Source organism: Sphingomonas soli NBRC 100801 (assembly GCF_001591025.1).
Lineage (GTDB): Bacteria > Pseudomonadota > Alphaproteobacteria > Sphingomonadales > Sphingomonadaceae > Sphingomonas > Sphingomonas soli.
In genome coordinates this window covers 150,907-163,464 of sequence record NZ_BCTZ01000015.1, presented here as the reverse complement: position 1 = coordinate 163,464, position 12,558 = coordinate 150,907, and the positions used below count along the sequence as shown (strand labels likewise).

Genomic DNA, 12,558 nt, shown 5'->3' with positions numbered 1-12,558 from the left:
AGGTCTCCGGGGGCAGGGCGTGCGGTTGAGGGTGGCGGTCGATTCTCGACTGGAGCCCCTTGTCCATCGAGTGCCGCAGGGTGGATCCCGGAACACGTCCGGGATGACGGGTGTGGACGTGCGGAATGTCGGCTCCTCGCCCTATCCCGGCCGTTCAGCCTTATTGCCGAAGCGGTCGTTTATAGATTCACGACCTAAGCTTCGCCGAATACGCGGGCGAAGATCGTGTCGACCTGCTTGTAGTGATAGCCAAGGTCGAACTTGTCCTCGAGCTCTTCGGTGCTGAGTGCCGCGGTGACCTCGGGATCGGCCTTGAGCAGTTCGAGCAGCGAGAGTTCACCGTCCGATTCCCACACCTTCATCGCGTTGCGCTGGACGAGGCGATAGCTGTCCTCGCGGCTGACACCCGCCTGGGTGAGCGCGAGCAGCACGCGCTGCGAGTGGACGAGGCCGCCCATGCGATCGAGATTCTTCTGCATGCGCGCGGGATAGACGAGCAATTTGTCGATCACCCCGGTGAGGCGGCCTAGCGCGAAATCGAGCGTGATGGTGGCATCGGGGCCGATATAGCGCTCGACCGACGAGTGGCTGATGTCGCGTTCGTGCCAGAGCGCCACATTCTCCATCGCCGGGATGGTGGCGCTGCGGACCATGCGGGCAAGGCCGGTGAGGTTCTCGGTGAGCACCGGATTGCGCTTGTGCGGCATTGCCGACGAGCCCTTCTGGCCCGGCGAGAAATATTCCTCGGCTTCCAGCACTTCGGTGCGCTGGAGGTGGCGGATCTCGGTGGCGAGGCGCTCGATCGAGGATGCGATGACGCCGAGCGTCGCGAAGAACATCGCGTGACGATCGCGCGGGATCACCTGGGTGGAGACCGGCTCGACGCTGAGGCCGAGCTTTTCCGCAACATGCTGTTCGACGCGCGGATCGATATTGGCGAAGGTGCCGACGGCACCGGAGATCGCGCAGGTGGCGATATCTTCGCGGGCGGCGATCAGGCGTGTCTTGGCGCGGCTGAACTCGGCATAGGCCTCGGCCATCTTCAGGCCAAAGGTGACGGGTTCCGCATGAATGCCGTGGCTGCGGCCGATCGTCGGGGTCAGCTTGTGTTCATAGGCGCGGCGCTTGAGCACTTCGAGCAATTTGTCGAGATCGGCGATCAGGATGTCGCTGGCGCGGGCAAGCTGGACCGCTAGGGCCGTGTCGAGCACGTCCGAGCTGGTCATACCCTGATGCATGTAGCGGGCTTCGTCGCCGACCTGCTCGGCCACCCAGGTGAGGAAGGCGATCACGTCATGCTTGGTGACGGCCTCGATCGCATCGATCGCGGCGACATCGATCACGGGCTTGGTCGCCCACCATTTCCACAGCGCGTCCGCAGCGGCCTTGGGCACCACGCCCAGATCGGCCAGCGCCTCGGTCGCGTGCGCCTCGATCTCGAACCAGATGCCGAGACGAGTCTCGGGAGACCAGATCGCAGTCATTTCGGGGCGGGAATAGCGCGGAACCATCGGGGGGCCTTTCCGGGGATGGGGAGTCGCCCGCGCCCCTAGCAAGCGCGCTCTTATGCTTCCAGCGCTATCGCGACCCGCGCCGGCGTTGCATCGGCGACACAGGGCAAATGAAATGCGATGAACGGGGATTTGTCAGGGGTGAAGCGAGGCTAACGCCGATGAAATGCGGAACAAGCCCTCCACATTGATGGTTGTTAAGGCAAGACATTCGACGAAGCGCTGATGAACGCTTTTTGTTGTTCCGGCGTATATAAGGAGAGAATAGAGATGATTAAATCAGTTTTTCTTGCTACGTCCATGCTTATTGCTGCGCCTGCATTTGCGCAGGACGTGCCCAAGCCTGCCGAATCGCAGCCCGCGGAGGCGCAGTCTGCGCAGGATGTGCCTGCGGCTCCCGCGACCACGGCTGAGTCGGCCACGGATCAGGCTGCCCAGCCTGCGGCAACGCCGCCCGCCGACAGCACGGCGGCGACCGCTCCGGAGGCGACCGCTCCGGCGGCGCAGCCCGCCACCAGCCAGGAACAGGTTGCCCAGGCTGTTGGCCGTGATTTCGGCACCTATGATACGGACGCGGATGGCACGTTGAACGCGACCGAATTCGCCGCCTGGATGGGCACGCTGCGCAAGGCCGCCGAACCGACCTTCGCGCCGGATTCGCCCGAGGCGAAGAGTTGGGCCGACCAGGCATTCAATTCGGCCGATGCCGACAAGAGTGCTTCGGTGAACAAGCAGGAGCTTACCGCGTTCCTGACGCCGAAGAGCTCGTAACAAATCCCTCGGCGCCGTACGCATGGCGCCACTCCCGACGCCCGCCGGACTTGCCTCCGGCGGGCGTTTGCTTGCGTGGGCTGTTCGGTGGCCCCAATGCGAGCCTAGATCAGACCCTGCGCGCGCAGGCTGGTATGCCCCTGCGCGCCGATGATGATGTGATCGTGCACGGCGATGTTCAGCCGCTTGCCCGCTTCGGCAACGTTGCGGGTGATCTCGATATCGGCGCGGCTGGGGGAGGGGTCTCCCGAGGGATGATTGTGGACGAGGATCAGGGCTGCGGATTTGAGCTCCATTGCGCGGCGGATCACCTCGCGGACATGGACGGCGGCTTCGTCGATCGAGCCTTCGCTCATCACCTCGTCGCGGATCAGGATGTTCTTTGAATTGAGATGGAGCACGCGGAACCGCTCGATGCCGTGGTGCGCCATGTCGGCGCGCAGATAATCGAGAAGTGCCTGCCAGTTCGCCAGCACAGGTTTTGCCGCCACCTGCTCCCGCAGCAGGCGGAGCGCGCTGGCATGGGCGATCTTGATCGCGGCGGCAGAGATTTCGCCCATACCTTTCACCCGCAACAGGTCTTTGGAATCGGCAGTGAACACGCCTTCGATACCGCCGAATTCGCGCAGCAGGGCCTTGGCCAGCGGCTTGGTGTCGCGGCGCGGGATGGCGAGGGCGAGGATATATTCGACCAGCTCGTGATCGAGCAGCGCATCCGCGCCGCCATCAAACAGCCGCTGGCGCAGGCGCTCGCGATGGCCGGAATTGTCGGGCGCGTCGGACATGGGGCCAAGGGGTATCGGCAGTATCGCGGCCGCGCAATCGCTCGCTTTTCCCGGCTCTTCCTTGGTGCGGTGCGGCACCGGAGTTGACTCGACCCGGCACCCTGCTAAAGCGCCCCTGCCTTGGCGGGCTCGCCTTTGGGCACAAGCGCTTGGCCCTGCCGGAAACGGCGACTGGGAGAAGCGATTTGGCCGAAGAAGAGCCCGGACTGGACCCCTTGCCCGAGGATGCACGCCTGAATTCGCTCGATGAGCGATTGCAGCGGGCGAAATCGGAAGAGGCGATCAGGAACGGCAGCGGCGGGAAGGGCCAGGGGGATTACAACCTGGGCAATCGCGTGCTGGCCGAACTGATCGGCGGTATGGCCGGAGGTGCGCTGATCGGGTGGCTGCTCGATCGGTTTCTGGGCACTTCCCCCTGGCTCCTGCTCGTCATGCTCTTCATGGGCATTGTATCGGCGTTCAGGAACATCATTCGGATTTCGAACAAGCGCTCGAAGTGAGATTCTTCGGGCGCTTTGGCTAATGAGGCGGACGAACAAGCGTGGCGGCTGAATCAGGCAAGATCGACCCGATGCACCAGTTCCAGATCCAGGAGATCGGGGACCCGTTGTTCAGCATCGCAGGGCATCCGATCGCTCTCACCAATTCGGCGGTGTGGATGCTGGCGGCGGCAGTGGCGCTGTGGGCGTTCATGCTGCTCGGCATGAAGCGCCAGGTGATCCCGACGCGCGGGCAGATGCTGGTCGAGAATTTCACCGGTTTCATCACCAAGCTGGTCGATGACAATATCGGCCATGGCGGGCGCAAATACGTCCCCTACATCTTCTCGCTGTTCATGTTCATCCTGTTCGCCAACCTGCTGGGCCTGCTTCCGCTGGGTCTCGTTGGCCTGCACCCCTTCACCTTCACCAGCCACTTCACGGTGACCGGCGTGCTGGCGATCATGAGCTTCGCGATCGTGCTGATCGTCGGCTTCTGGAAGCATGGCATCAAGTTCTTCAGCCTGTTCATCCCGCACGGCACGCCGCTGCCGATGGTGCTGGTGATCTTCCCCATCGAGCTGGTCTCGTTCCTGTTCCGCCCCTTCAGCCTCGGCCTGCGACTCTTCGTTGCGATGATCGCCGGGCACATTCTGCTGAAGGTGCTCGCGGGCTTCGTGATCAATGCCGCCAATGCCAGCCCGCTCTGGGGCGGCGTGGTGGGCGTGCCCAGCTTCGTGCTGATGATCGGCGTGTCCGCACTCGAAGTGCTGGTTGCCGGCATCCAGGCCTATGTCTTTGCACTGCTCACGTCGCTGTACATCCACGACGCAGAGCATCTGCACTGAGTTTTTCGTACCAACCTACAGATACCAAGCAGGAGTTTTTAAAATGGACGCAGAAGCAGCAAAGCTGATCGGTGCAGGTCTGGCCGCCATCGGCGCCGGCATGGCCGCCATCGGTGTGGGCAACGTGTTCGGTTCGTTCCTCGAAGGCGCGCTGCGCAATCCGGGTGCGGCTGACGGCCAGCAGGGCCGCCTGTTCATCGGCTTCGCGGCCGCCGAGCTTCTCGGCCTGCTCGCGTTCGTCGTTGCGATGATCCTGATCTTCGTCGCGTAAATTTCTCCAGTTCGGGCCGGTGACGAGCCGGCCCGCAACCGGACAGGATTAAGATGCCTCAGATCTCCCAACTCGCCGAGACGTTCGCATCCCAGATTTTCTGGCTGCTGCTGACGTTCGGTTTCGTCTTCTTCGTGGTCGGCAAGATGATGCTGCCCAAGGTGCTGTCGACCGTCGACGCGCGTGACCAGTCGGTCGCGAGCGATCTCGCGGCGGCGGAAGCCGCGCGCGCCGCGGCGGACCAGGCCGAGGAAAATTGGCGGGTCCAGGAGAATGCTGCGCGCGAAGCCGCCCAGAAGCGCGTCGCCGAGGCGCGCGCCAAGGGTGCGGCCAAGAGCGAGACGACGCTCGCGGCCGGCAATGCCAAGAACGATGCGAAGCTGGCGGAAGCCGAAGCGCGCATCGCCGAGGCGACCAAGGCCGCGATGGGCGAGATCGAAGCGGTTGCAGCCGAGGCCGCAACGGACATCGTTGCGCGCATCTCGGGTGCCAAGGTGAGCGCGGCAGAGGCCAAGACTGCAGTGAAGGCGGCGCTCAATGGCTAATCATTCGGCAGCGAGCGCGGAAGTGGCGCACAATCTTTCGGAAGCCAAGCATGGCGAAGGCATGGCCGTTCCGCACACCGGCGCGGAGGGGCTGACCGCCACCACCGAAGCGCATGGCGGCGCAGAGCATGCGCCCGATCCGGCGCTGTTCGGCGTGCTCAACGCAACCGTCTGGGTCTCGATCGCGATGGCGGTGTTCATCGCCATCCTGTTCTGGAAGAAGGTGCCGTCGCTGATAACGCGCGGGCTGGACAACCAGATCGCCGCGATCCGCACCCGTCTGGAAGAAGCCAAGCAGCTTCGCGCCGAGGCAGAGGCGCTGCGCGACGAATATGCCAAGAAGATCGCCGGTGCCGAGGCAGAGGCTGCCGCGATGATCGCGCATGCCGATGAAGAGGCGAAGAGCGTGCTGGCCAAGGCCGAGGCCGACGCCAAGGACCTGACCAAGCGCCGCGCCAAGATGGCCGAGGACAAGATCGCCGCCGCCGAGCGCGCCGCGATCGCGCAGATCCGCGCCAAGACCGCCGAAGCCGCCACCAAGGCTGCCGCCGCCATCATCGCGCAAAAGCATGATGCGGGCGCTGACAAGGCGCTGGTCGACAAGACCATCGCGGGTCTCGGCCGACCCAACTGAGCCTGGACCCATCGCTGAAATGAAGAAGCCCCGGCCATCGCGCCGGGGCTTCTTCATTTTGGCCGGCTGGCGGTTCCACATGACTCCCGCCGGGAGCCATGTGGAAATCCGGGGATTACATCGTCGGGAACTTGGCCTCGGCATCCGTAACGGGATTGGTGACCAGCGTGCCGCCCTTGCGGAAGCAGATGAAGTCCATCATCGCCTCGTTGATGCTGCCAGGTGCAGGCACCTTGAGTTCGTTGATGGTCTGCGACGGCTCGGTCGAGATCAGCGCGCCGGTCTTGGTATAATAGCTATATTCCAGCGTGCGGAAATTCTTGTTGGCGCAATCATATTCCGATCGGATGGCCGCACCGTAGATCTCGCCGCTAAGCGGCTCGGCATAGATGCTGCGCGTCACCACGATGATCTTGCCGGCGATGTTGCGCAGGCTGTCCAGATCGACATAGCTGATCGTCTTTTTGTTGCCGCCGACGCGATACCATGCCTCGGCCGATGCGGTCGCAGGGAATACGACGAGCGCCAGAGCTGCCGCGATTGCCAATTTTCTCATGTGATTTCCCCCTTCATATGGTGTGGAACGTGATAGTGCATGCTTGCGATGGTGCATAGATTGGTGGTTGTTCCGGGGTTGCGGGTGCGGGCTCACAGATCATTGCCGATCACGCCGATCCAGACCTTGCGCGGGTCCACCAGCCGTCCGTCCGCGTCGAGCCGCCAGTCCGAACGGGTCACCGATCCGCCCACTTTCTGGTGCCAGACATTTCCGCCGATGCTGCTGCACACGCCGTCCTGAACCGCGACCACGACATCGACATGCGAGTCGAAGAAGCGGCCCGCGTCGAGCTGGGCGAGCGCCGCCAGATAGGTTTGCGGCGGATCGCGTTCGCCGCGCGCATTCCAGATCAGATCGCCGACCCTTGGGCGGGCCAGAGCCGGGTCATGGAGAACGAGCTTATCGCTCATCCCGTCATGCCGCCGGATTCGGTCGACATAGACCGAATGCGTCTCGTCGCCCCAAAAGGCGGCACCGGCTCCTGCTTCGCGGAAGCACCAGCTGATGAACGCGGCAGACCATGGTTCGGGAGTCAGCCCGTCCCAATCGGGCCGCCCGACGGCAGCCCAATATTCGCCGATCCGTGCCGTATGCGGCGGATCGTCCAGATTGGCACCCAGATCCCAATGATCGTCGATGTGGCGCGTCGTGCGGCGGAAGAACTCCCACTCGCGCGCCGCGACGGCGATCAGCCTGCCGGCGATTTCGCCCAATCCACGCACTCCCGAAACGGAGGGGCGCAGCACCTGCCGCGCCCGCCCTTGCGTCACATTTTCGACATTTGGATCTTGGCGTCGGTGAAGTGATCGGTCACCTGCGTGCCGCCCTTGCGATAGCAGATGAAATTCATCATCGCTTCGTTGATGCTGCCCTTGGCCGGCACCTTGTGCTCGTCGATGCTGAGCGACTTTTCGGTGCGCATCAGCTTATTCGAAGCGTCGAAATAGGTGTATTCCAGCGTACGAAAATAATTGCCCGCGCAATCATATTCCGCACGAATCTGCGTGGCGTAGATCCCGGTATCGCCGCTCAACTGCTCGCGATACACGCTCTTGGTGGTGGCCAGGATCTTGCCGCCGGCCGGCTGGATGCTGGCCAGATCGACATAGCTCATATTGTTGGCATTGCCGCCGGCTCGGTACCAATCCTGGGCGAAGGCCTGCGCTGGAAGCACGGCAAGCATCACGGCTGCCGCTCCATATACGAAACGCATGATTTTCCCCTCAATTTTTCCGGGTCGTTCAGCGCGACTCGGAATGTACATACAGCCCGCCCCTGCAATCAGCATGGCGCCGGGTGAGACGTCAATGCTAAGAATAGGGTATGTCCACGCGTAGATGGCTCGATTTCGCTGCGGTGCTGACCGGCGCGGCGATCCTGTTCATGGCGTTCGCCGCCTGGCGCAGCGCGCATCCGCTTCCGCCAAGTGCGGAGGAAATCCGCGCCCGTACCGCCGCCGAGATCAATCGTATCGAGGCGCGCGCCGCCGAGCTGGAGCGCAACGCCGCACAGTGATCCGGCCTATCCGGGCTTGCGATAGAGATGGAAGAACTGGTCGGTCTTGCCCCTGATCTCGGGGGTGAAGACGTTGGCGGTGCGCGGATCCGCCGGATTGCGCAGCACCGCGCTTTCGCCCTCGAACTTGAAGCCCACGCCTTCCAGCTCCTTGCGCGTCGCCGCGGGATCGATGCGGTGGAGCGTATCGGGGGCCGCGAAGCCGGGATCGGTGTTGGCGGCGTGATCGACCAGCACCAGCACGCCGCCGGGCTTCAGCGCCGCATATAGCCGCCCGGCAATATAGGCGGCGGCACCCGGCGGTGAGGCTTTCAGGTGCAGGTCGTGATAGTTCTGGATCGTGACGATCGCGTCGAGCGGCTCCGCGAACGCCACCGAGCCCAGGCCCGTCCGCACCGCGGTGACATTGGCATAGCCCTTCACCGCCTCGTCCTGCTCGGTCGCATATTCCTTGCGGTATGCGATGAACTCGGCCGCCTCATAGGCATAGACATGCCCCTTGGGGCCGACCAGCGGCGACAGGATCCGCGTCCAGTAACCGCCGCCCATCAAGAAATCCGCGACCTTGTCGCCGGGCTTGATGCCCGCGAACGCCAGGACTTCGCCCGGATGCCGTGCGGCATCGCGAGCGCGCTGGTCCGCCGGGCGCGCGGGATCGGCGAGCGCTGCGGTGATTGCGGGCGGCACGCTCTGGGCGTGGGCGGCCGGCGAGGCGAAAGCGAGCAGGGTGGCGGCGGCGAGCAGCTTCATGGCGAGTCTCTCCCGGTATCTATGCGGGATTATGAACCTGTCGCGCGCGGGATCAAGTTGCCGGGAGTCCGCCGCGTCCCTAGATCATCCGCAGCATGTCCGATCCCAATTCTCCCAATCGCTTCAATGAGGAAAAGGCGACCTATGCCGTTCGCGGCGCCGAGGCGCCCGATCTGGAAACGGGGGTGGCGGCGATTCGCAATGTCGTGAAGACGCTGCCGGCGCGGCCCGGCGTGTACCGGATGCAGGATGCGCGCGGCGACGTTTTGTATGTCGGCAAGGCGCGGGCGCTCAAGAACCGGGTGACCAATTACACCCAGGTTTCGCGGCTTTCGAAGCGGCTGCAGCGGATGGTTGCGCAGACGCGGTCGATGACGATCGTGACGACCAATAACGAAGCGGAGGCGCTGCTGCTCGAGGCGCAGCTGATCAAGCGCTACCGCCCGCCCTATAACGTCCTGCTGCGCGACGATAAGAGCTTTCCCTTCATCCTGCTGCGCGCCGATCACGCCTTTCCGCGAGTCCAGCTTCATCGCGGCGCGCGGCGGGCGAAGGGCGATTATTTCGGGCCGTTCGCCGGGGCGGGGCAGGTGCGCAAGACGCTCAACGCGCTCCAGAAGCTGTTCCTGCTCCGAAGCTGCACCGACGGCTTCTTCGCGACGCGCGACCGACCGTGCCTGCTCTACCAGATCCGCCGCTGCTCCGCGCCGTGCGTCGGGCGGATCGACGAAGCGGGTTATGCCGAGCTGATGCAGGACGCGAGGGATTTCCTGCAGGGCAAATCGACCAAGGTTCAGGCCAAGCTGGGCGAGGCGATGCAGGCCGCCGCCGAGCGGATGGACTTCGAGCAGGCGGCCGTGCTGCGCGACCGGCTGAAGGCGCTCACCTTCATCCAGGGCAGCCAGGCGATCAACGCCGAGGGCGTCGGCGACGCGGATATCTTCGCGCTGGCCTGCAAGAGCGGGGTGATGGGCATCCAGGCCTTCTTCATTCGCGGCGGCCAGAATTGGGGGCATCGCAGCTTCTTCCCGGCGCACACCAATGACGTGCCGGAGGATGAGGTGCTCAGCGCCTTCCTGATGCAATTCTATGAAGAGGTGCCGCCGCCGCGCAATGTGTTCGTCGATCGCGAGCTGGCCGAAGCGGAGCTGCTGGCGGAGGCGATGGCGGAGCGCGCGGGGCACAAGGTGGCGCTCAGCGTGCCGCAGCGGGGCCCGAGGCGGCGGCTGATGGAACAGGCGACGCGCAACGCCGTGGAGGCGCTCGACCGGCGCATGGCGGAGAGCACGACCCAGGCGAAGCTCCTCGCCGAAATCGCCGATGTGTTCGAGCTGCCCGACAGCCCGGACCGCATAGAGATTTACGACAACAGCCATATCCAGGGCACCAACGCGGTTGGCGCGATGGTCGTCGCGGGGCCGGAGGGGTTCCGCAAGGGCCAGTATCGCAAGTTCAACATGAAGCGTCCCGAGACGATCGCTGGTGACGATTACGGGATGATGCGCGAGATGCTGTCACGCCGTTTCGCGCGCGCGCAGAATGAGGATCCGGACAGGACGCAGGGCGACTGGCCCGATCTGGTGCTGATCGATGGCGGGCGCGGCCAGCTAAACGCGGCGGTCGGCGTGCTGGAGGATCTGGGCATCGAGGATGTCTGTATGGTCGGCGTGGCCAAGGGGCCGCATCACGGTCGCGAGGGGCGCGAAGTGTTCCACCTGATGGACGGGCGCGAGCTTATGCTGCCGGTCAATTCGCCGACGCTCTTCTTCATCCAGCGGCTGCGCGACGAGGCGCACCGTTTCGCGATCGGCGCGCACCGCACCAAGCGTGCGAAGGCGATCGGTGCGTCGCCCCTGGATGACGTTCCCGGCATCGGCCCGGCGCGAAAGAAGGCGCTATTGATGCATTTCGGCACGGCGCGCGCGGTGCGTGGCGCGAGCCTGGAAGATCTGCAAAAGGCACCGGGGGTCAGCAAGGCGATGGCCCAGCAGCTCCACGATTACTTCCACGCGGGCTGAGCGCGGCTCAGCTCGCCGGAATCAGCGTTTCGACATTCTTTGCCGCGATCGTCCAGTGATAGAGCGCGTCTGCCAGATAGCCGCGGAACTGTGGCGGATCGACCGACACGTCATTGATCCCCCCGACGCAATAGTTGGCCTTGGCGAGGATCGTTTCGCGCAGCCACGTCTCGTCGGCGGAGCCCGGGTTGGTGCGGATCAGCCGCACCGATTCCTCGGGCGCGAGCTGCACCATGCAGGCGATCGTCGTGTAGAATCTGCGGTCCATGGGTCCGCGATCGCTGCCGCGAACTTCCTCACGCGCCCGGAAGCGCGCGATGGTTTCCTTGTTGAGCGTGTCGCCCTTGGTGAGCATGAAATGCGGGGCATAGGTGCGGAACACCTCTTCGACCACAGCGAGCCGGTCATAGGGTGCGCGGCAGATCTTGAATTCCGATGCGAAGTCGGATGGCTGGGTCTTGGGAACGGCGGGCGTCCCGATGAGCCTCACATTGGGATTGGTGTTTCCCTGCGTCGCGCCGGAAAATTCGGAATTGCAGGTGCCGTAATGGCCGATGCCGGTCTGCACGGTCTTGCGGAAGCGGGGATAGCAGCCGGCGTTCGAGCGGATCAGGCGGTCGAGCGCCTTTTGCGTCGCCCGGTTGCGGACATGCCCCTCGACGACAATGCGTTGCAGGTCGAGCGAATCGTCCTTCAGGCAGCGCGCGAACATGCCCGCGTCGGCGGCGACGCTGCGGCTGAAGCGTGCGCTGGCGGGCGGCATCGGGTTGTGCCGCGGCTCGTCGCCCTTCTTCCCGGTGACCAGGATGTCGTCCTTGCCCCGCTTGGCGGCCTTGCCCTGGTCCTGCGCGTGGATCGCGGTGGTGCACGCCAGCAAGCCGGCCAGAAGCAGTGATCCCGTCACAATACGCATCGTCCATCCTCTGCTGAAAGCGCGAAAAATCGCCTGTTTCCTGCGTTGCGGCCCGTTCCCGGGGCTCACCCCCCGGGTATCAACGTCTCCACATTTTTCGCGGCAATCGTCCAGTGATACAGGGCGTCCGCAACATAGCCGCGGAATTGCGGTGGATCGACCGACACATTCTCCGCGTTGCCGGTGCAATAGGCGCTCTTTGCGATGATCGCCTGGCGCAGCTGGGTCTCCCGCGCGGAGCTGCTCGGTGCGCGCAGGAGCCGCACCGATTCCTCGGGCGCGAGCTGCACCATGCAACTGACGGTATCGTAGAAGCGGCGATCCATCGGGCTGCGATATTTGCCGCGAACCGCCTCGCGCGCGCGGAAGCGTGCGATCACGTCGCGGTTCAGCGTATCGGCGGGCGTGAGCATGAAATGCGGCGCGTAGATGCGGTACACCTCCTCCACCAACGCCATCCGGTCATAAGGCGCGCGACACACGACAGCCTCGGACTGGAAATCGGCCTTTCCCGAGATCGCGTCGGTATATCCGCTGGTTGCGCCGGCCATTTCCGGGTTGCACCTGCCGAAATAGCCGATGCTGGTGCGATTGGGACGATGCATGCGGGGATAGCATCCCCGGTGGGAGCGGATCAGCCGATCGAGCGCATATTGCGTTTTTCTGTCGCGAACATGGCCTTCCACAACGGTTCGCTGCAGATCGAGCGACGAATCGTTGAGGCAGCGCGCGAAGATGCCGCCGTCGGACGCGAAGGCCTTGCTGGTGCGCGCGGTTTCCGGCTGCAGGGGGCGGCGTGGCGCTTCTTCCTCCAGCTTGCCGGTGACGACGATATCGTTGCCGGAGGACAGCGGCTCATCCGGGTGATCCTGAGCGGATGCAGCGGTAGCGGCACCCGCCAGCGCCGCCGCGAAGAACAACGATCGTACCAACGCCAACATGACAAATCCTTTGTCGCA

The 12,558-nt window shown here is 64.2% G+C and carries 16 protein-coding genes; 8 read left to right on the top strand and 8 right to left on the bottom strand.

Annotation, left to right across the window (positions count from 1 at the left end; all coding sequences use genetic code 11):
* Positions 1-194 precede the first annotated feature (194 nt).
* On the bottom strand, positions 195-1,511 hold the full coding sequence (gene purB, locus SSO01S_RS12440; protein WP_066799175.1) for an adenylosuccinate lyase: 1,317 nt from the start codon (positions 1,509-1,511) through the stop codon (positions 195-197).
* Between the two features lie 300 nt (positions 1,512-1,811).
* Here purB and SSO01S_RS12435 point away from each other — a divergent pair, with 300 nt between their 5' ends.
* A complete protein-coding gene (locus SSO01S_RS12435) occupies positions 1,812-2,282 on the top strand; it encodes an EF-hand domain-containing protein (protein WP_066799173.1) in 471 nt (156 codons plus the stop codon).
* 104 nt (positions 2,283-2,386) lie between these two features.
* Here the strand turns inward: SSO01S_RS12435 and radC are convergent, their stop codons facing one another.
* A complete protein-coding gene (gene radC / locus SSO01S_RS12430) occupies positions 2,387-3,067 on the bottom strand; it encodes a RadC family protein (RefSeq protein WP_066799171.1) in 681 nt (226 codons plus the stop codon).
* Between the two features lie 185 nt (positions 3,068-3,252).
* Here radC and SSO01S_RS12425 point away from each other — a divergent pair, with 185 nt between their 5' ends.
* Genes SSO01S_RS12425 through SSO01S_RS12405 form a run of 5 tightly spaced genes read left to right on the top strand, consistent with a single transcriptional unit; the run spans position 3,253 to position 5,844 of the window.
* Positions 3,253-3,567, top strand: coding sequence for an AtpZ/AtpI family protein (locus tag SSO01S_RS12425; RefSeq protein ID WP_066799169.1), 315 nt, complete (start codon positions 3,253-3,255; stop codon positions 3,565-3,567).
* A gap of 41 nt (positions 3,568-3,608) precedes the next feature.
* Positions 3,609-4,394: a F0F1 ATP synthase subunit A gene (locus SSO01S_RS12420; RefSeq protein ID WP_066799167.1), complete on the top strand. Its 786-nt coding sequence runs from the start codon at positions 3,609-3,611 to the stop codon at positions 4,392-4,394.
* Positions 4,395-4,437: 43 nt separating this feature from the next.
* A complete protein-coding gene (locus tag SSO01S_RS12415; protein WP_044330387.1) occupies positions 4,438-4,665 on the top strand; it encodes a F0F1 ATP synthase subunit C in 228 nt (75 codons plus the stop codon).
* Positions 4,666-4,718: 53 nt separating this feature from the next.
* Complete coding sequence (locus SSO01S_RS12410) at positions 4,719-5,210, top strand: F0F1 ATP synthase subunit B family protein (RefSeq protein WP_066799164.1); 492 nt, start codon at positions 4,719-4,721, stop codon at positions 5,208-5,210.
* A complete protein-coding gene (locus SSO01S_RS12405) occupies positions 5,203-5,844 on the top strand; it encodes a F0F1 ATP synthase subunit B family protein (protein WP_066799162.1) in 642 nt (213 codons plus the stop codon). The genes SSO01S_RS12410 and SSO01S_RS12405 overlap by 8 nt, the downstream gene beginning before the upstream one ends.
* 115 nt (positions 5,845-5,959) lie before the next feature.
* Here the strand turns inward: SSO01S_RS12405 and SSO01S_RS12400 are convergent, their stop codons facing one another.
* From SSO01S_RS12400 to SSO01S_RS12390, 3 genes are all read right to left on the bottom strand, one after another.
* Entirely contained in the window at positions 5,960-6,400 is a 441-nt protein-coding gene (locus tag SSO01S_RS12400; protein ID WP_157073765.1) for a surface-adhesin E family protein, read from the bottom strand.
* 92 nt (positions 6,401-6,492) lie between these two features.
* Complete coding sequence (locus SSO01S_RS12395) at positions 6,493-7,116, bottom strand: DUF2272 domain-containing protein (protein ID WP_066799158.1); 624 nt, start codon at positions 7,114-7,116, stop codon at positions 6,493-6,495.
* 53 nt (positions 7,117-7,169) lie between these two features.
* Complete coding sequence (locus SSO01S_RS12390) at positions 7,170-7,616, bottom strand: surface-adhesin E family protein (protein ID WP_066799156.1); 447 nt, start codon at positions 7,614-7,616, stop codon at positions 7,170-7,172.
* Between the two features lie 110 nt (positions 7,617-7,726).
* Between SSO01S_RS12390 and SSO01S_RS12385 the strand changes: the two genes are divergently transcribed.
* Positions 7,727-7,918, top strand: coding sequence for a hypothetical protein (locus tag SSO01S_RS12385; RefSeq protein WP_066799154.1), 192 nt, complete (start codon positions 7,727-7,729; stop codon positions 7,916-7,918).
* A 6-nt stretch (positions 7,919-7,924) separates the two neighbouring features.
* Here SSO01S_RS12385 and SSO01S_RS12380 read toward each other — a convergent pair whose 3' ends face one another.
* On the bottom strand, positions 7,925-8,668 hold the full coding sequence (locus SSO01S_RS12380) for a class I SAM-dependent methyltransferase (protein WP_066799152.1): 744 nt from the start codon (positions 8,666-8,668) through the stop codon (positions 7,925-7,927).
* 95 nt (positions 8,669-8,763) lie between these two features.
* On the opposite strand from SSO01S_RS12380, the gene uvrC reads away from it, so the two are divergent.
* Complete coding sequence (uvrC, locus tag SSO01S_RS12375) at positions 8,764-10,686, top strand: excinuclease ABC subunit UvrC (protein ID WP_066799150.1); 1,923 nt, start codon at positions 8,764-8,766, stop codon at positions 10,684-10,686.
* Positions 10,687-10,693: 7 nt separating this feature from the next.
* Here uvrC and SSO01S_RS12370 read toward each other — a convergent pair whose 3' ends face one another.
* Both SSO01S_RS12370 and SSO01S_RS12365 read right to left on the bottom strand, forming a co-directional pair.
* Positions 10,694-11,599, bottom strand: a complete 906-nt coding sequence (locus SSO01S_RS12370) for a hypothetical protein (RefSeq protein WP_066799149.1) — start codon at positions 11,597-11,599, stop codon at positions 10,694-10,696.
* A 65-nt stretch (positions 11,600-11,664) separates the two neighbouring features.
* Entirely contained in the window at positions 11,665-12,540 is an 876-nt protein-coding gene (locus SSO01S_RS12365; RefSeq protein WP_157073764.1) for a hypothetical protein, read from the bottom strand.
* Between the last annotated feature and the right edge of the window lie 18 nt (positions 12,541-12,558).

What these genes read in the sequence shown, in the direction of transcription:
- uvrC (WP_066799150.1), top strand. Translation starts at nt 8,764, where the DNA reads ATGTCCGATCCCAATTCTCCCAATCGCTTCAATGAGGAAAAGGCGACC.
- SSO01S_RS12400 (WP_157073765.1), bottom strand. Translation starts at nt 6,400, where the DNA reads ATGAGAAAATTGGCAATCGCGGCAGCTCTGGCGCTCGTCGTATTCCCT.
- SSO01S_RS12435 (WP_066799173.1), top strand. Translation starts at nt 1,812, where the DNA reads ATGCTTATTGCTGCGCCTGCATTTGCGCAGGACGTGCCCAAGCCTGCC.
- SSO01S_RS12390 (WP_066799156.1), bottom strand. Translation starts at nt 7,616, where the DNA reads ATGCGTTTCGTATATGGAGCGGCAGCCGTGATGCTTGCCGTGCTTCCA.
- SSO01S_RS12365 (WP_157073764.1), bottom strand. Translation starts at nt 12,540, where the DNA reads ATGTTGGCGTTGGTACGATCGTTGTTCTTCGCGGCGGCGCTGGCGGGT.
- SSO01S_RS12370 (WP_066799149.1), bottom strand. Translation starts at nt 11,599, where the DNA reads ATGCGTATTGTGACGGGATCACTGCTTCTGGCCGGCTTGCTGGCGTGC.
- SSO01S_RS12380 (WP_066799152.1), bottom strand. Translation starts at nt 8,668, where the DNA reads ATGAAGCTGCTCGCCGCCGCCACCCTGCTCGCTTTCGCCTCGCCGGCC.
- SSO01S_RS12405 (WP_066799162.1), top strand. Translation starts at nt 5,203, where the DNA reads ATGGCTAATCATTCGGCAGCGAGCGCGGAAGTGGCGCACAATCTTTCG.
- purB (WP_066799175.1), bottom strand. Translation starts at nt 1,511, where the DNA reads ATGGTTCCGCGCTATTCCCGCCCCGAAATGACTGCGATCTGGTCTCCC.
- SSO01S_RS12415 (WP_044330387.1), top strand. Translation starts at nt 4,438, where the DNA reads ATGGACGCAGAAGCAGCAAAGCTGATCGGTGCAGGTCTGGCCGCCATC.
- radC (WP_066799171.1), bottom strand. Translation starts at nt 3,067, where the DNA reads ATGTCCGACGCGCCCGACAATTCCGGCCATCGCGAGCGCCTGCGCCAG.
- SSO01S_RS12410 (WP_066799164.1), top strand. Translation starts at nt 4,719, where the DNA reads ATGCCTCAGATCTCCCAACTCGCCGAGACGTTCGCATCCCAGATTTTC.
- SSO01S_RS12385 (WP_066799154.1), top strand. Translation starts at nt 7,727, where the DNA reads ATGTCCACGCGTAGATGGCTCGATTTCGCTGCGGTGCTGACCGGCGCG.